We start from the raw sequence: 16047 nt of genomic DNA on the forward strand, positions 1-16047 counted from the left end.
CGCCGACGCCCGCGTCAGTCCCAGAGCGGAACGTCGGGCCGGTGGCCCAGCGCGGTCTCGGCGACGTCGTCCGGCAGGTCGGCGAGGGTCGCCGGCTGCCACTTCGGCGTGCGGTCCTTGTCGATCACCTGCGCCCTGATGCCCTCCGGCAGGTCGGGCTGGGTCGTCGCGAACCACATCACCAGCCCGTACTCCTGGTCGAGCGCGTCCCTGAGCCCCGGCAGCTCCCGCGCGCGCCGGATCGCGGCGAGAGTCACGGCGAGACCGGTCGGCGACAGTTCGCCGAGCAGATCGGCGGTGGCGGATGCCGCGGGCTCGGGGCGCGCCCGCAGCCTCTCGACGATCCCGGCGACGGTGTCGGCCGCGAACGCGTCGTCGATCCACTCCCGCGCGGAGATGAGCTTCGAGGGCGCCGGGGTCTCGTCGAACAGGAGCACGAGCTCGGTCGGGCTGGACGGGTCCGCCCGCGTCTCGAGCGCATCGCGGACAGCGTCGAGGTTCTCGTGGGGCACGTAATGGTCGGCGAATCCGGCGTAGATGGCGTCCGAGGCATCCATCACCGCCCCCGTCAGCCCGAGGTATTCGCCCAGGCGGCCCGGCGCGTGGGCGAGCAGCCACGTGCCGCCGACGTCGGGGGTGAAGCCGATGCGGGTCTCGGGCATCGCCAGCTGCGAGCGCTCGGTCACGATGCGGATCGCGGCGTGACCGGCGACCCCGATGCCGCCGCCCATCGTGATGCCGTCGGCGAAGGCGACGAAGGGCTTCGGGTATTCGGCGATGCGCGCGTTGATCGCGTACTCGGCGCGGAAGAACACCGCCGCGTCGTCGGCGCGGCCGCTCGTGACCTGCTCGGCGAGGCCGCGCACATCGCCGCCGGCGCACAGTCCGCGCTCGCCGGCGCCGTCGAGCAGCACCACGTCGACCTCGGTGTCGTGCTCCCATGCGTCGAGGGCCGCGTGCAGCTGCTCGACCATCCCCAGGTTGAGCGCGTTGATCGCGCGGGGCCGGTTGAGGGTGAGGCGCCCGAGCCCTCCGCTCGTGCTCACGAGGACGGTGGGCTCCGCGGCTGCTTCGGCGAGGTCGGTCACGAGCGCAACGTTACCGGCAGGGCGAACTTCTCCCACGCTGAGACCGGATTTCCGCCAGGATGGGACGGAGTTCTGCTGTGAGTCCGCAATGGAGCGGCCCCGTACATTGCCCCGCGGGTTGTCGCCCACGACCAACGAGAGGGTTCGGCATGCCCGACGGCCAGTCGCTGGAGTTCTCAGGTGTCACCAAGCGCTTCGGCGCCGTCACGGCGGTCGCAGGCCTCACAGCTCGGGTCGAACCCGGAATGGTCACCGGATTCCTCGGCCCGAACGGCGCAGGCAAGACCACGACACTGCGGATCCTCCTCGGGCTCGTCAAGGCGACGGACGGCCACGCCACGATCGGCGGCAAGCGCTACGCCGAGCTCGACAAGCCGCTGCAGACCGTCGGCGCGGTGCTCGAGGCATCCAGCTTCCATCCCGGCCGCACCGCCACCGCGCACCTCACGATCTACGCGCAGGCCGCCGGCATCGCGAAGTCGCGGGTCGGCGAGGTGCTGGACCTCGTGGGGCTGACGGATGCTGCGAACCGCAAGGTCGGCGGATACTCGCTGGGCATGCGCCAGCGCCTCGGCCTCGCGTACGCGCTGCTCGGCGACCCGGGCGTGCTGGTGCTCGACGAGCCGGCGAACGGCCTCGACCCCGAGGGCATCCGCTGGATGCGCGGCTTCCTCCGCCAGCTCGCGAGCGAGGGCCGGACCGTGCTCGTCTCGTCGCACCTGCTCGCCGAGGTGCAGCAGACCGTCGACGCGCTGCTGATCATCTCGCGCGGACGCCTCGTGTTCCAGGGCGGCGTCGACGAGCTGACGGACCCGCGCGAGTTCGCCACCGTCGTCGACGCTCCCGACCGGGCGGCGCTCGGCGCCGCGCTGAAAGCCGCCGGCGTGCCCTTCGAGGTGCTGCGCTCCGGGCTCACCGTGCGCGGCGTCGACCCGACCGCGGTCGGCGCAGCGGCCGCCGCCGGCGGCGTCGCGCTCTCGGCGCTGCACCGCCGCGGCCCCGCGCTCGAGGAGGTCTTCCTCGATCTCGTCAACGGCACGCGCGTGCATCCGAGCGCGGCCGGAGGCGTGGATGCTGCGCCCCCGGCGCCGCCCGTCGGGGAGACGGCCTCCGAAGCCGACGAGGCGGCCGAGTCGGCGCTCACCGCGGCCGCGCTCGATGCTGAAGCCACCAGCGCACCCGGAGCTGCGACAGCCCTCGCCGCCGCGGCCGGTGCCGCCTGGGTCTCCGAGCGCGACGAGCCCCGCGAAGACAGCGAGCCCGAAGCGCCCGAAGCCCCCGCCGACCCCCGGTCGTTGAGCGAGCGAGGAACGAGCGAGACGAAACGCGCCGAGCCCGGCGGGGGCAGCGAGCCCGAGGCGACCGACGCACCGGCGCCCGTCGCCTACGCGGTCGCGAGCACGGGCGTGATCGACATCGTGCCGTCCGCGGCCGCGGAGGACGCCGACCCCTCCCCCAGCGCGTTGAACAAGCGGCTTGAGTCCGGCGCGTTGGGCGAGCCGGAGCTCGAGTCCCAGCCGGAGCCCGAGCCTGACGCCGAGCCCGAGCAGGAGCCCGAACCCGCATCGGAGACTGAGCCCGCATCGGAGACCGAGCCGGAGCCCGAACCCGAGCCCGAGCCGGCCTCGGAGCCCGCCGACCCGTGGGCACCCGAGGACGCGGATCCCGACGTCGAAGCCATCGGCGAGATCGACGACGAGCTCTCGACGCCCGAGCCGCCGGACGCCGACGACGACCGCCCGTGGGAGCACTACGTCAAGACCGACTCCGACATCGAGGCCGACGCGTTCTTCGCCGCCTTCGACCACACCGCCGCCGAGCGAGAGTCGGAGCCCGAGCCCGAGCCCGAGCCCGAGGCCTGGGTGCCGCCCGAGGCCGAGGCCTTCGAGGACGCCGTCGGCCACACCCCGCCCGCCGGGACCGCCGAACCCGAGCCCGAGCCAGGTGCGGAGGCATCCATCTCCTCCGAAAGCGACCCGGCGGCCGACGCCGTCACCGCACCCGCCGACGAGGAAGGGGGCGACCGATGAGCCTCACCGCCGCGACTCGCGCCGAGAGCACGAAGCTGTTCTCCACGAGCATCTGGTGGATCCTCGCGATCGTCCTGTTCGCGTACGTCGCGTTCACCGCGGCGGCCCTCGGCTTCGTCTACGCGGCGGCCGCCACCGGGTCGCTCCCCGGCAACGCGCCGCCGATTCCCGAGGAGGGCCTCGCGGCGACCCTGTACAGCACCGCGACCACCGTCGGCTACGTCTTCCCGCTGCTCGTCGGCACCCTGATGGTGACGGCGGAGTTCCGCCACAAGACCCTCACCCCCACGTTCCTCGCGACGCCGCGCCGCGGCCGCGTGCTCGTGGCGAAGCTCGCCGTCGGCGTGCTCATCGGCGTCGTGCTCGGCCTGATCGGCATCGTCGCGGCGGTCGGCACGTCCGCGGCGTTCCTCGCGGGCTTCGGTCTCGAGACCGACATCGCCTCGCCCGACACCTGGGCGATGCTGGGACGGATGCTGCTCGCCTACGTCCTCTGGACGCTCATCGGCGTGGGCGTCGGCGCCCTCGTGCGCAATCAGGTGGGCGCGATCGTCGGCGTCCTCGTGTTCACCCAGTTCATCGAGCCGATCGGACGCACCGCCGCCGCGTTCGTGGAGGGCTTGTCGGACGTCACGCGGTTCCTGCCGGGAGCGGCGAGCGATGCACTGGTCGGTGCGAGCGTCTATGCGGCGACGATCCCGCAGGGCTCGGCCGACCCGCTCGAGTGGTGGGTGGGCGGCCTCGTGCTGCTCGGCTATGCGATCGTGTTCGTCGTGCTCGGCCACTTGGTGAGCTGGCGTCGCGACGTCAGCTGACCGGCCCCCGAAAGGTCAGACGGCGGGAGCCGGCGCCGGCGTCTTGCGCCCCCGCGGCTTGCGCTCGGCGACGACCGGGATCGTGCCCGTCTCGGCCGCGATGTCGACGACATCGGTCGGCTCGGCCGCGACCTCGACCCGCAGGGCCTGCACGAGCGCGAGACCGTGGCGCGTGGTCAGGATGACCCGCTGGAACTCGGGGTGGCCCTCGAGGTCGATCACGACACTGGGCCGGTGACGGCGGATGATCGCGAAGTCGTCGCCGCCCGCGGAGCGCCAGGTGCCCGCGGCGATGATTCCGCGCACGTGGGTTCCGGGGCTCGGGATGCCGCGCAGCCACGTCCAGGCGTCGTCGGTGAGCTGCACCTTGGTGATGGTCGACCGCTCGATGACGACATTCCCCTTGCGGAATGACAGGGCGCGCTCGGACACCGACAGCACGACCTCGAGCTGCGTCGAGTCGAGCAGCAGCGTCACCATGTGCCCAGTCTGCCAGCGCGGGCGCCCGGAACCGGACTGATTTGCTTACGGGAGGGCAACGATCCAGCGCCCCGGGGTCCGCAGGCGGTGCAAGACTGGATCGGTGACCGTCGTGTCCCCCTCCGTCACCGCGTCCCCCGGAGCGGCCTCGCCCACCGCCGTCGACGCCGCGCTCGCGCGCGCCGCGGCCGGCGGACGTCTCGACGCCGCCGATGCCGAGACGCTGCTCGGCGCGACGGGCGAACGGTTCGAGCGTCTGCTGGAGATCGCCGGGGAAGTGCGCGATGCCGGGCTCGCAGCATCCGGTCGTCCTGGGGTGATCACGTACTCGCGCAAGGTGTTCGTGCCGCTCACGACCCTGTGCCGCGACCGCTGCCACTACTGCGTCTTCGTCGACACCCCCGCGCAGCTCCTGAAGAAGCACAAGCCCGCGTACATGTCGCCCGAGCAGGTGCTGGCCGTCGTGCGGCAGGGCCAGGCGATGGGCTGCAAAGAGGTGCTGCTGACCCTCGGCGACCGTCCGGAGGACCGCTGGCCCGACGCCCGTGCGTGGCTCGACGAGCACGGGTTCGCCTCGACCATCGAGTACGTCGCGCACATCGCCCGCCTGGTGACCGCCGAGACGGGGCTGCTCGCCCACGCCAACCCGGGAGTCATGAGCGCCGAAGAGCTGCGGATGCTGCGGCCCACCGCGCCGTCGATGGGCATGATGCTCGAGACGACCTCGCGTCGCCTCTTCGAAGAGCCCGGGCAGGTGCACTTCGGCTCGCCCGACAAGGACCCGGAGCTGCGGCTCGAGGTGATCGACGCCGCCGGACGCGAGCGGGTGCCGTTCACCACCGGCATCCTCGTCGGGATCGGCGAGACCGTGCGCGACCGCGCCGAGTCGCTGGTCGCGATCCGCGAGGCCCACGAACGTCACCAGGTCGACGGGCAGGGCCACGTGCAGGAGGTCATCGTGCAGAACTTCCGCGCGAAGCCCCGCACCGCGATGCAGGGCGCGCCCGACGCGGAGCTGCTCGAGTACGTCGCGGCAGTGGCCGTGGCCCGCCTCGTGATGGGTGCTCGGATGCGCATCCAGGTGCCCCCGAACCTCTCGGATGCCACGGAGTTCGGCCTGCTCGTGCGCGCCGGCGCCGACGACTGGGGCGGCGTCTCGCCGCTCACAGCCGATCACGTGAATCCCGAGCGCCCGTGGCCGCACCTCGACGACCTCGCCCGCATGACGTCGGAGCTCGGCTTCGAGTTGCGCGAGCGACTGACCGCGCAGCCCGAGTTCGTGCTCGATGCCGGTACGTGGATCGACCCCGCTCTGCGCCCCGCGGTCGGGGCGCTCGCGGACCCCGAGACCGGGCTCGCCGCCTTCGCGGACGCTCAGGGCGTTTCGTCTTCGGGCGCCAGAGCGCCCTTCGCTCAACGACCGGGGGGTGCCATCCCCGCTCCTTCGCCCCGCTCGTCGAGCCACATCCGCCGGCTCGCCGAGGCCGCGGCGGCGGACCCGCTCGCGCTCGACGACGCGGAGTGGGTCGCACTCCTCCAGGCGACCGGGGACGACCTCGACGTGCTCGCGGCGACCGCCGACGACGTGCGCCGCTACACCGTAGGCGAGGCCGTCACGCTCGTGGTGAACCGCAACCTCACCTCGACGGGCCTCCGCGCCACCGCGACGGACGACCCGACGACCTTCATACTCGACGACGTCGAGGCGATCGCGGCGGACGCGTGGGACCTCGGCGCCTCCGAACTCTGCGTGCAGGGGCTCCTCCCCGCGTCGGAAGACCCCTCGGGCTATCTCGACATCGCGCGCGCGGTGAAGGCCGGGGCGCCCGGCATCCATCTCCACGCCTACCGCCCTCAGGACGTTCGCGACCTCGCCGACCGCTCCGGCCTCTCGCTCGACGCGGCCCTCGCCGCGATGCGCGAGGCGGGCGTCGACACCGTGCCGGGCACGGGCGTCAAGGTGCTCAGCGAGCGCGTGCGCGGGCTGGTCGCGCCGACCGACCTCGAGATCGACCGCTGGGTCGAGGGCATCACGGCCGCGCACCGCGCCGGATTCCGGTCGACGAGCGTCATCTTCTACGGTCACGCCGAGACCGCCGCCGAGCGCATCGCGCACCTGCGGCAGCTCCGGGCCATTCAGGACGCCTCGACAGGCTCAGGGACCGGGGGCGGGTTCAGCGAGTTCGTGCCGATCCCGCTTCCCGGACCCGCCGGCGGCGTCTCGCTCGTTCCCGGCCGCGCACCGCTCGACGAGCACCGGGCCATGGTCGCCGTCTCGCGGCTGCTGCTGTCGGGCAGCATCCCGCACATCCAGATCCCGTGGACGCGCGTCGGGCGCGAGGCATCCGTCGTCCTGCTGCGGTCCGGCGGCGACGACCTCGGCGGCACCCTGCTCGACGGCCGCGTGAAGCCCGAGGCCGGCATCGAGCATGGCCTCGAACTGCCCGTGACGGATGCCTCGGCAATGGTCGCGCGGCTGTTCCGGCCGTTCCGCCTGCGGACCACGACCTACGGTCAGGTGGGCCCGCGGTGACCCGCGTCGAGGTCGCCATCGTCGGTGCCGGGTTCGCCGGCATCGGGGTGGCGTCGGCGCTGCGCCGCGCGGGCCGCGAGGACTTCGTCGTGCTGGAGCGGGCAGCATCCGTCGGCGGCACGTGGCGCGACAACACGTATCCCGGCATCGCGTGCGATGTGCCCTCGCACCTGTACGGCTTCGCGGCCCACCCGAACCCCACGTGGTCGGGCACGTACGCGAAGGGCGCGGAGATCCACGCGTACCTCGAGCACGTCGTCGACGTCGAGGGTCTGCGGGACCGGGTGCGCCTGCGCACGCCGATGCGCGGGGCCGAATGGGATGCTGCGCACGACGCGTGGCGGCTCATCACGCCGTCCGGCGTCATCACGGCCGACGTGCTCGTGCTCGCGTGCGGGCGCCTCACCGAGCCGGCGATCCCGCGGATCGCGGGCCTCGAGCACTTCCCGGGGCCGCTCTTCCACTCCGCGCGCTGGGACCACTCGGCCGATCTCGCGGGCGCCCGCGTCGGTGTCGTCGGCACCGGTGCGAGCGCGGTGCAGATCGTCCCCGAGCTCGCGCGCACGGCGGCGCACGTCACCCTCTTCCAGCGCACACCCGCGTGGATCGTGCCGCGCGGCGGTGACGCCTACTCCGACGCCGACCGCGCCCGGTTCGCCGCGACGCCGCAGGAGCTGGAAGCACTGCGGGCCGACCTCTACGCCGAGGGCGAGGCGCGCTTCGCGTCGCGCTCGGGCGACTCCGCCGCGGCCGCCGAGGCGGAAGCCGTGGCGCGCGCGCACCTGGAGAGCCAGGTCGCCGATCCCGCGCTGCGCGCCGCGCTCACCCCCGACTACGCGTTCGGGTGCAAGCGCGTACTGCTGTCGGACGACTTCTACCCCGCTGTCTCCTCCGACGCCGTGACACTCGTGCCCGAGGCGCTCGTCGCGGTGGACGGCTCGACGCTCGTCGCCTCCGACGGCACCCGCCACGAGGTCGACGCCCTCGTCCTCGCGACGGGTTTCGCCTCGACGCGCCAGCCGTACGCCGAGCTGATCAGCGGTGAGGGCGGCGTGACGCTCGCCGAGCACTGGTCGGGCGGGATGACGGCGTTCGCCTCGACGGTCGTCGCCGGCTTCCCGAACCTCTTCGTTCTCAACGGGCCGAATGCCTCGCTCGGCCACTCGTCCTCGGTCCTCATGCTCGAGGAGCAGGCGGGCTACGTCACGCGCGTCCTCGACGCCCGCGGCGGCCGCGCGCTGCGGGTCGACCCCGACGCCGAGCGCACCTACACCGACGAGATCGCGCGGGCCGCGGCATCCACCCGCTGGATGACCGGCGGCTGCCGCAACTGGTACGTCGACGAGCGCTCGGGCAGGCTCGCCCTGCTGTGGCCGGGCACGGTCGACGCGTTCCGCGAGCGGCTCGCCCGCGCCGACGGCTCCGAGTTCCTGCCTGAACCCGCCATCGAAGGGATACCCGCATGACCGTTCCGCTGCGCTTCGGCTACAAGGCGTCCGCCGAGCAGTTCGGCCCCGCCGAGCTCCTCGACTACGCGATCCAGGCCGAGGAGGCCGGGTTCGACTCGGTGTTCATCTCCGACCACCTGCAGCCGTGGCTGCACGACGGCGGGCATGCCCCGGCATCCGTGCCCTGGCTCGGCGCGCTCGGCGCGAAGACCTCGCGCGTGCTCATCGGCACGTCGGTGCTGACGCCGACGTTCCGCTACAACCCGACCGTCGTCGCCCAGGACTTCGCGACGCTCGGCGTGATGTACCCCGGCCGCGTGATCCTCGGCGTCGGCACGGGCGAGGCGCTCAACGAGGCGAACCTCGGCATCACGTGGCCCGATCCGCCGGAGCGGTTCCAGCGGCTCAAGGAGGCCATCGGGCTCATCCGCCGACTCTGGTCGGAGGACCGCGTCAACTTCGACGGCACGTACTACACGGCCCGCAACATCACGATCTACGACAAGCTCCCCGAGCCCGTGCCGATCTACATCGGCGCCGCCGGTCCCGCCGCGACGCGCCTCGCCGGCCGCATCGCCGACGGCTTCATCACCACGTCGGGCAAGAAGCGCGAGCTGTACACCGACACCCTCCTTCCCGCACTGCACGAGGGCCTCGAGAAGGCCGGCCGCCCGGCCGACGCGATCGACACGCTGATGGAGATCAAGGTGTCGCTCGACGAGACCATCGAGGCCGCGAAGGAGAAGACCCGCTTCTGGGCGCCGCTGGCGCTCACGCCCGAGGAGAAGATGGGCATCGACGACCCCATCGAGATGCAGCGGCTCGGCGAGGCGCTGCCGATCGAGCGCGCCGCGTCGCGGTTCATCGTGTCAGACGACCCCGACGAGCACGTCGAGCGCATCGGCTGGTACATCGGCCTCGGCTTCCGTCACCTCGTCTTCCACGACCCCGGCCACGACCAGGGCGCGTTCCTCCGAATGTACGGCGAAGAGATCCTTCCGCGCCTGCGCGCGAAGTACACGTGACCCCGCTGTTCGGCCGGCGCAAGCGCGCCGTGGAACCGTCCGCACCGACGCACCGCTGGGTCGTCGTGGTGCCGGTGAAGCCGTCGGCGCGCGCGAAGTCGCGGCTCGACGTCGACGGCGTGGGTCGCGCGGATCTCGCCCGCGCGATCGCGCTCGACACGCTCGCTGCGGCGACCGCGTGCGATCTCGTCGCGCAGGTCGTGGTGGTGACCGACGACGCCGCCCTCGCGCGTGACGCAGCGATGATCCCGGCGCTGCGATTCGTCCCCGAAGGCGACGCGCGCGGACTCGACGCCGCGGTGGCGGCGGGCGTCGCGGCGGTCGATCCGAACGGACGGATGCCGCGCGCCGCCCTCCTCGGAGACCTTCCGGCGCTGCAGCCCGCCGACCTCGCGGACGCGCTGCGGGCCGCAGCATCCGTCCCCCGCGCCGTCGTTCCTGACGCGGAAGGCACCGGCTCGACGCTGGTCACCGCAGGGCCCGGCACCCCGTGGGAGTCGTCGTTCGGCGACGGCTCGTTCGCGCGGCACGTCGCGCTGGGGTGCGAGCCGCTTGCGATTCCGGATGCCTCGACCCTGCGCCGCGACGTCGACACCGCCGACCAGCTCGACGCCGCCCGGGCCCTCGGCCTGGGCCCGCGCACCGCTGCCCTCCTCACCTCCTCCCCCGGATAGCCTGGCCCGATGAGCGACTACCAGGTGCTGGAGATGGGCGGGCTCGACGAGTGGCGGGCGCACTACGGCGGGTTCACACCCGACCGCTCGCGCGACGGGCGCCGCGTCGTCGACCACGACATGACGATGCAGTACATCGGCATGACGGCGAACGCGTTCGAACCGGGTGAGCAGGCAGGCTACTGGCACTCGCACGCGAACGTCGAGGAGCTGTACGTCTTCCTCGCCGGCCGCGGACAGATGGGGCTCGACGACGACATCGTCGACGTGGGCCCGGGGACAGTCGTGCGGGTCGGGCAGGGCGTGTGGCGCACGTGGCGGGCGACGCCCGACAGCCCCGAGCAGCTGCGGTGGCTGTGCATCCGCGCCGGCGGCACCGAGCTGCCGCACCTGCCCGACGACAGCACCCGCGACAACGACCGCCCCTCCCCTTGGGGATGAGCGCGGCGCGTCAGACGATCAGCAGATAGACCGCACCCACGATCGTGAAGGCGATCACGAGCTTCTCGAAGACGGACTGCGGCATGCGGTCGGCGAGCCACCGGCCGAGGAACGCGGCGGCGACGACGAGCGGCACGAGCACGAGGTCGATGAGGATCCCCGGCACCGTGATGATGCCGATGCCGATCGAGAACGGCACCTTGAACAGGTTCACGATCGCGAAGAACCAGGCCGCCGTGCCGAGGAACGCCTTCACCTCGAAGCGGGCCGCCAGGAAGTACATCGACATCACGGGTCCGGCGGCGTTCGCGACCATCGTGGTGAAGCCGCCCAGGGTGCCGTAGGTCGCCGCGGCGACGCGGTGCGAGCCGCCCGCATCGACGCCCGAGGCGAACCGACGACGCAGCAGCGTGATGGCGATCACCGCCAGCAGGATCACGCCGATCGACTTCTTCACCCACACGTCGTCGGCGAACCACAGGAAGACGACGCCCAGCAGCACGCCCACCACGACCGCGGGGGCGAGCTTGATCAGGGTGCGCCAGTCCGCGTGCCGGCGATACATGGTCACGGCGAAGATGTCCGCGACGATCAGCAGCAGGAGCAGGACGCCGGTCGACTGCTTCGCCGGGAGCACGGCCGCGAAGATGGCGACGGCGATCGTCCCCGCGCCGGGCACGGCGGTCTTCGACAGGCCCACGACGACGGCGCCGAGGCCGAGCAGGGCCCACGCCCACCACGCGAGTTCGGGCACGCTCACACTCCGGCGGCGGCGAGCGCCGCCTCGCCGAGAGCGGTCTGGCGCGCAGCATCCGTCATCCAGAGCGGCCGGACGAGCGGACGGATGCCGAGCTCGGCGACCTCGTCGGCGGCGGCCTCGTCCTCTTCGGCGAGCAGCCACGTGTCGAGCAGTCCGCCGTTCGCGCGGGCGCCGTACAGTCCCGCTACGGCAGGAGCGGAGGTCTCCACGCCGATCGCGGCCAGGCACACGTCGGCCATACCGCGGACGACCTTGCCGCCGATGATCGGCGAGACACCGACGACGAGGGCCGGGGTTGCGCGCAGCGCCTCGCGCACGCCCGGCACGGCGAGGATCGGGCCGGTGGACACGACCGGGTTCGAGGGGGCCAGCAGTACGGCGTCCGCCTGGGCGATCGCCTCGGCGACCCCGGGGGCGGCGGCAGCCTCGTCGATGCCGGGGTTCTCGAACCGCTCGGGCGCGAGGGTCGCGCGGTACCGCGTCCACCACTCCTGGAAGTGCAGACGCGTGCCGTCGTCGAGCACCACGACGGTGTCGACCTCGCTGTCGGTCATCGGCAGCAGACGTGCGCCGAGGTCCCAGCGGTGCGACATGCGCTCCAGCACGCCGGTGGGCGTGAGCCCCTCGCGCAGCCAGCCGGTGCGGGCGAGATGCGTGCCGAGGTCGAAGTCGCCGAGGGTGAACCACGGCCAGCCCGCACCCCACTCCTGCAATTCGTGGTTGACGCGCTCGCTGTCGCCCTGCCGCCCCCAGCCGCGCTCAGCGTCGTTGACGCCGGCGAGGGCATAGGTGATGGAGTCGACGTCGGGCTGCAGCCGGACGCCGGAGAGCCAGATGTCGTCGCCGGTGTTGACGACGACGGTCAGCGCGGCGGCGGTGTCGTCGATGCCGCGGGCGCGCAGCGCGCCACGCACCCCGAGGACGAAGCGGGAGCCGCCGACGCCGCCCGCGAGCACGACGATGCGGGGCGTGCCGGTCACGGGCGCGTCAGTTCCGGGTGTCGATGCCACCGAGACGCGGGATCATGCCGGTCTTGGGGGCGAACTCGTCGGCCGCGTGAGGGAGGGAGAACTTGCCGACGGCGTCGATGAGGGCGTCGACGGTCTGCGCGTCGGCCACGACGTCCACGTCGAGGCCTGCGCGGCGCGCGTCCTTGGCGGTGCGCGGGCCGATCGCGGCGATCAGCGTGGTGTCGGGGATCTCGGGGAACTGCTCGTGCACCTGCTGCGCGACCGAGCCGCTGGTCACGAGGATGGCGTTGATGCGGCCGGAGCGGACGTCCTCGGCGATGCGCTCGGTGACGGGAACCCCGACCGTGCGGTAGGCGACGACGCTGCGGACGCGGTGCCCCGCCTCGGTGAGCATGCGCGTGAGGACCGGCTTCGCGATCTCGCTGCGGAGGGTGAGGATGTCGCGGGCCTCAGGCTCGAGGGCGATGAGCTGCTCCGCCATGCCGGCCGCCGAGTTGTCGCGCTCGGGGACGAGGTCGACGCGATAGCCGACGGCGAGGAGCGCGGCAGCCGTGGTCTCGCCGACGGCGGCGACCTTCGTCGTCGCCGGGACGACCGCGCGGTAGGCGTAGAGGACGTCGACCGTCGTCGCGCTCGTGACCGTGAGCCACTCGAACTTGCCGGCGGCGAGGTCGGCGAGAGCCTGGTCGAGCGACGCCTGGTCGTTCGTGGGGGCGAAGTTGATGAGCGGGGCGATCACGGGGATCGCGCCCTGACGGCGGAGAGTCGCTGCGACGCCGTCGCCCCAGGGGCCGCCGCGGGGCACGAGAACGCGCCAGCCGGTCAGGGGTTTGACGGACTGGTGCTGTGCTGCGGCGGTGTTCATAGGGGGGTCGACTCTCGATGATGCTCAGTCGGCCGCCCAAGAAGATCGAGGCAGCCGATGCGCGATTCGAATCGGGTTCGCGCGATCGGCAGCTAACGCATCATTGCACTGCCTTGCCTCCCGAGCATACCCCCGATCGCGCGAGGCGTTGCCTCGGCGCTGTGGAGAGCGGGATTCCGCCCGGGATCAGCGCGTATAGAGGCGGACGAAGCCCCAGACCGCCGCGCCGATCGCGGCGGCGCCCACGACGACCGCGACCGCGGTGAGCGCGGGGTTGCGGCGGTTGAACGCCCGGGCCTGCTCGACCCGCTCGTCGAGGGCGCGCTCGACCCGGCGGGGGACGTTCGCCTTCTCCTCGATGGCGGCGAGCGCCGCCTTGAGCTCGGTCCGCGCCTGCTCGACAGGGTCGCCGATCCCGAGGGGCACTGCGGTGCGAGGCAGCGCGACGGAATTCTTCGACAGCGGCACGGGGGCGTCAGAGCTCATCGCGCACTTCCTTCACATCCAGGGCGATCGATTGGACCGGGTTGCGGCGCTCGCCGATCCGGCGGAAGTAGAGCACGCCGATGAACGCGAACACGGCGGTGACGATCAGCATCGCGAAGAACACGACGAGCGCCGACAGCCAGACGGGCCACCACGATGACAGTCCCGCGATCACGAACGTGCCGAACACCGGGACCGACCAGAACAGGACGAACAGCGCGGCGAAGACCCAGAGTGCTCCCCATCCGCCGTCTTTCGCGGTCTTGGCGAGCCAGGCCTTCGCGGCGTCGATCTCCGCGATGACGAGGTTGCGGACGAGCTCCGGGATCTCACCCAGGAGGGTGAGCAGGCTATCGTCCGCGCGGTCGCGGAAGCCGCGGGGGGTGGTCATCACGTCAAGCCCCGCCGCGACCGTTCTGGGAAGCGTCGTCGACGGCGTCCTCGACGGCGTCCTTCACGGCCTTGGCCGAGGTCTGCGCCGCCTTGCCGACGTCGTCGGCCGAGTCCTTGCCGACCTTGATGGCGGCGTCGAGCTTCTGCCCGGCCGTGCCCTTCGAGCCGGCGGCCTGCGTGACCTTGACGGCCGACTCCCACAGCGTGGACGGCAGCGCCATCGCCTGGGACTTGGCGAAGTCCTTCACCTTGCCGACCTGGCTCTGCACGGGCTCGGTGTTCCACACCTTCAGCCACTGCGTCTTGATCTGCTCGTAGCGTTCACGACCCGCGCGCGTACCGAGCACGTACCCGATCGCGAGTCCGATGACGAGTCCAGCCTTGCCCTTCATGAGGTCTCCTCACGCTCGGTGTGACCTGACGACCATCCCAGGGTAGCCCTGTATGCCGATTCCGGCATCCACCCTTGACAGGGGCTCGGGCGGAGGGTTCACTCTGCCGCCTTCGCACCCCACAGCGCCTTGTGGCGGAGGCGGTCGGCCTCTTCCTGAGCGTCGGCGACGACCTGCGCGAGTCCGCTTCCCGACAGCCACGCGCCGATGGCGGCGAGCCCCGGTGCGCGTACGATCGCGGCGCGGGCGGCGTCGGTGCGCTCACGCCGCCCGAGGGTCGACGCGGGAGGGACGAGGGTGTACGCGTCGCGGTGCGCGCCGGCGATCCGGCCCTCGTCGAGCTGCACACCGAGGAGGACAGATGCCTCGGCCACGGCCATCACCGCCGCGTCGGCGTCGGACAGTCCCTCGGTCGCCGGAGCGATCCCGGGGGCACCGAAGGCGACGCGCACGACGTGGCGCCCCGCGCCCGCGTCCCGCGCCAGCCACTCCCACCGCGCGGTCTCGTGGACGAGGCCGGTCGCGCGGGAAGCGCCGGGAACGGCGTGGACATGGGCGCCTCGCGGCGCCCCATCGAGTTCGGGGGCGTCCACCACGAGCGTCACGACGTCGCGGGCGATGCCTGCGGCGGCGACGTCGGCGAACGCGGGGGTGCCGAGCGCGGCGGCGAGGAGCGCGCGCGCCGTGGTCTCGTCGGTCGCCACGATGACCGCGTCGGCGTCCAGCCGGTCCGGTGCGGGCGCCGCGCCCTCGGGCGCGATCGTCGCGAGTTCGACCGTCCAGCGTCGGTCGCTGCGGACGAGACCGGTCGCCAGCGCTCCGGTGTGGATCGCCACCTCGCGCTCGGCGAGCCTGTCGGCGAGCGCGGCGGCGAGCTGCGGCATCCCACCGTCCAGCCCCTCGATCGTGGCGCTCGGGGCATCGACGCGCACGTCGGCGACCGCACCGCCGAGCCACCCGGTGCGGGTGAGCGCGTTGCTGAGGCCGGGGGCGGCGACCTCGACGTCGACATCGACGGGGTCGAGGCCGAAGCGGTCGATGGTGAGCGGCGCCACCAGGCGATCCAGGACCTTGTCGCCCATGCGGCCGTGCACGAGCCGTCCGAGGCTGCGCTGGGCGCCGATCGTGAGCGGGGGACGCAGGCGATCGACGTACGCACGCCACGTGCCGCCCCAGCCGATGATCCGGCGCACGCTCTCGTCCCACGGGTTGGCGGGGATTCCGAGCACCTGCTCGGCGGGCAGCGGCGCCGCCGCGCCCTTCGGCAGGCCCGCGATCCACTCGCGGTCGTCGCGGGGGCGCACGATCGCGGCATCCGGCAGCACTTCGTCGACGAGCCCGCGCACCGTGCCGCCGCGGGTCGACCAGCAGGTCACGCCGGTCTCGAGCTCGAGCCCCGCGATGCGGGCGGACCCGATGGTGCCGCCGAGGCGATCGGATGCCTCGACCAGCGTCACCGCCATGCCGACCTTGGCGCACTCCCACGCCGCGACGAGCCCGGCGATGCCGCCGCCGATGACGACCACGTGCGTCTCGCGGGCGTGCTCGACGAGGTCGTGGAACGGCTCGGGGGCGGGGCCCGCAGGCCCGGAGGGCCCAGGCGACCTGCCGGCGTCGGGAGCGGGCGTGGGGATGGTCACGGGATC

Annotated in this window: 16 protein-coding genes; 7 read left to right on the plus strand and 9 right to left on the minus strand. The window is 72.8% G+C overall.

Features of this window, described 5'->3' with window-relative positions; all coding sequences use genetic code 11:
* Nucleotides 1-14: 14 nt before the first annotated feature.
* Nucleotides 15-1088 (minus strand): enoyl-CoA hydratase/isomerase family protein, encoded by a 1074-nt coding sequence (locus tag ACFVSU_RS09340; protein ID WP_387141391.1) that lies wholly within the window; start codon nt 1086-1088, stop codon nt 15-17.
* A 149-nt stretch (nt 1089-1237) separates the two neighbouring features.
* Between ACFVSU_RS09340 and ACFVSU_RS09345 the strand changes: the two genes are divergently transcribed.
* Nucleotides 1238-3118: an ABC transporter ATP-binding protein gene (locus tag ACFVSU_RS09345; RefSeq protein WP_387141394.1), complete on the plus strand. Its 1881-nt coding sequence runs from the start codon at nt 1238-1240 to the stop codon at nt 3116-3118.
* The gene (locus ACFVSU_RS09350) at nt 3115-3933 is read left to right on the plus strand and encodes an ABC transporter permease (RefSeq protein ID WP_387141397.1); all 819 of its coding nucleotides are present in this window, start codon (nt 3115-3117) and stop codon (nt 3931-3933) included. The genes ACFVSU_RS09345 and ACFVSU_RS09350 overlap by 4 nt, the downstream gene beginning before the upstream one ends.
* A 15-nt stretch (nt 3934-3948) precedes the next feature.
* Here the strand turns inward: ACFVSU_RS09350 and ACFVSU_RS09355 are convergent, their stop codons facing one another.
* A complete protein-coding gene (locus ACFVSU_RS09355; RefSeq protein WP_310286216.1) occupies nt 3949-4413 on the minus strand; it encodes a hypothetical protein in 465 nt (154 codons plus the stop codon).
* Nucleotides 4414-4516: 103 nt separating this feature from the next.
* Between ACFVSU_RS09355 and cofG the strand changes: the two genes are divergently transcribed.
* From cofG to ACFVSU_RS09380, 5 genes are read left to right on the plus strand one after another with little or no spacing between them, the layout of a single operon-like run.
* Nucleotides 4517-6946, plus strand: a complete 2430-nt coding sequence (gene cofG / locus ACFVSU_RS09360; protein ID WP_387141400.1) for a 7,8-didemethyl-8-hydroxy-5-deazariboflavin synthase CofG — start codon at nt 4517-4519, stop codon at nt 6944-6946.
* Complete coding sequence (locus ACFVSU_RS09365; protein WP_387141403.1) at nt 6943-8412, plus strand: flavin-containing monooxygenase; 1470 nt, start codon at nt 6943-6945, stop codon at nt 8410-8412. Before cofG ends, ACFVSU_RS09365 begins: the two co-directional genes overlap by 4 nt.
* On the plus strand, nt 8409-9419 hold the full coding sequence (gene fgd, locus ACFVSU_RS09370) for a glucose-6-phosphate dehydrogenase (coenzyme-F420) (protein WP_387141406.1): 1011 nt from the start codon (nt 8409-8411) through the stop codon (nt 9417-9419). The genes ACFVSU_RS09365 and fgd overlap by 4 nt, the downstream gene beginning before the upstream one ends.
* The gene (cofC, locus tag ACFVSU_RS09375; protein ID WP_387141409.1) at nt 9416-10093 is read left to right on the plus strand and encodes a 2-phospho-L-lactate guanylyltransferase; all 678 of its coding nucleotides are present in this window, start codon (nt 9416-9418) and stop codon (nt 10091-10093) included. The genes fgd and cofC overlap by 4 nt, the downstream gene beginning before the upstream one ends.
* Nucleotides 10094-10102: 9 nt before the next feature.
* A complete protein-coding gene (locus ACFVSU_RS09380; protein WP_387141412.1) occupies nt 10103-10534 on the plus strand; it encodes a cupin domain-containing protein in 432 nt (143 codons plus the stop codon).
* 10 nt (nt 10535-10544) lie between these two features.
* Here the strand turns inward: ACFVSU_RS09380 and ACFVSU_RS09385 are convergent, their stop codons facing one another.
* The 7 genes from ACFVSU_RS09385 to ACFVSU_RS09415 form a co-directional block, all read right to left on the minus strand.
* Nucleotides 10545-11288 carry a sulfite exporter TauE/SafE family protein gene (locus tag ACFVSU_RS09385; RefSeq protein WP_387141415.1) on the minus strand — a complete coding sequence of 248 codons (744 nt, stop codon included), beginning with the start codon at nt 11286-11288 and terminating at the stop codon, nt 10545-10547.
* Between the two features lie 2 nt (nt 11289-11290).
* Nucleotides 11291-12274, minus strand: a complete 984-nt coding sequence (gene cofD / locus ACFVSU_RS09390) for a 2-phospho-L-lactate transferase (RefSeq protein ID WP_387141418.1) — start codon at nt 12272-12274, stop codon at nt 11291-11293.
* Between the two features lie 7 nt (nt 12275-12281).
* Nucleotides 12282-13130 (minus strand): uroporphyrinogen-III synthase, encoded by an 849-nt coding sequence (locus ACFVSU_RS09395; protein ID WP_387141422.1) that lies wholly within the window; start codon nt 13128-13130, stop codon nt 12282-12284.
* 186 nt (nt 13131-13316) lie between these two features.
* Nucleotides 13317-13616 (minus strand): hypothetical protein, encoded by a 300-nt coding sequence (locus tag ACFVSU_RS09400; protein ID WP_310286231.1) that lies wholly within the window; start codon nt 13614-13616, stop codon nt 13317-13319.
* On the minus strand, nt 13606-14007 hold the full coding sequence (locus ACFVSU_RS09405; protein WP_310286232.1) for a phage holin family protein: 402 nt from the start codon (nt 14005-14007) through the stop codon (nt 13606-13608). The genes ACFVSU_RS09400 and ACFVSU_RS09405 overlap by 11 nt, the downstream gene beginning before the upstream one ends.
* Before the next feature lie 4 nt (nt 14008-14011).
* Nucleotides 14012-14401: a hypothetical protein gene (locus tag ACFVSU_RS09410; RefSeq protein WP_387141427.1), complete on the minus strand. Its 390-nt coding sequence runs from the start codon at nt 14399-14401 to the stop codon at nt 14012-14014.
* 98 nt (nt 14402-14499) lie between these two features.
* Nucleotides 14500-16041, minus strand: a complete 1542-nt coding sequence (locus tag ACFVSU_RS09415; protein WP_387141430.1) for a protoporphyrinogen/coproporphyrinogen oxidase — start codon at nt 16039-16041, stop codon at nt 14500-14502.
* Nucleotides 16042-16047: the final 6 nt, after the last annotated feature.

Source organism: Microbacterium sp. NPDC058062 (assembly GCF_042885375.1).
Classification (GTDB): Bacteria; Actinomycetota; Actinomycetes; order Actinomycetales; family Microbacteriaceae; genus Microbacterium; species Microbacterium trichothecenolyticum_C.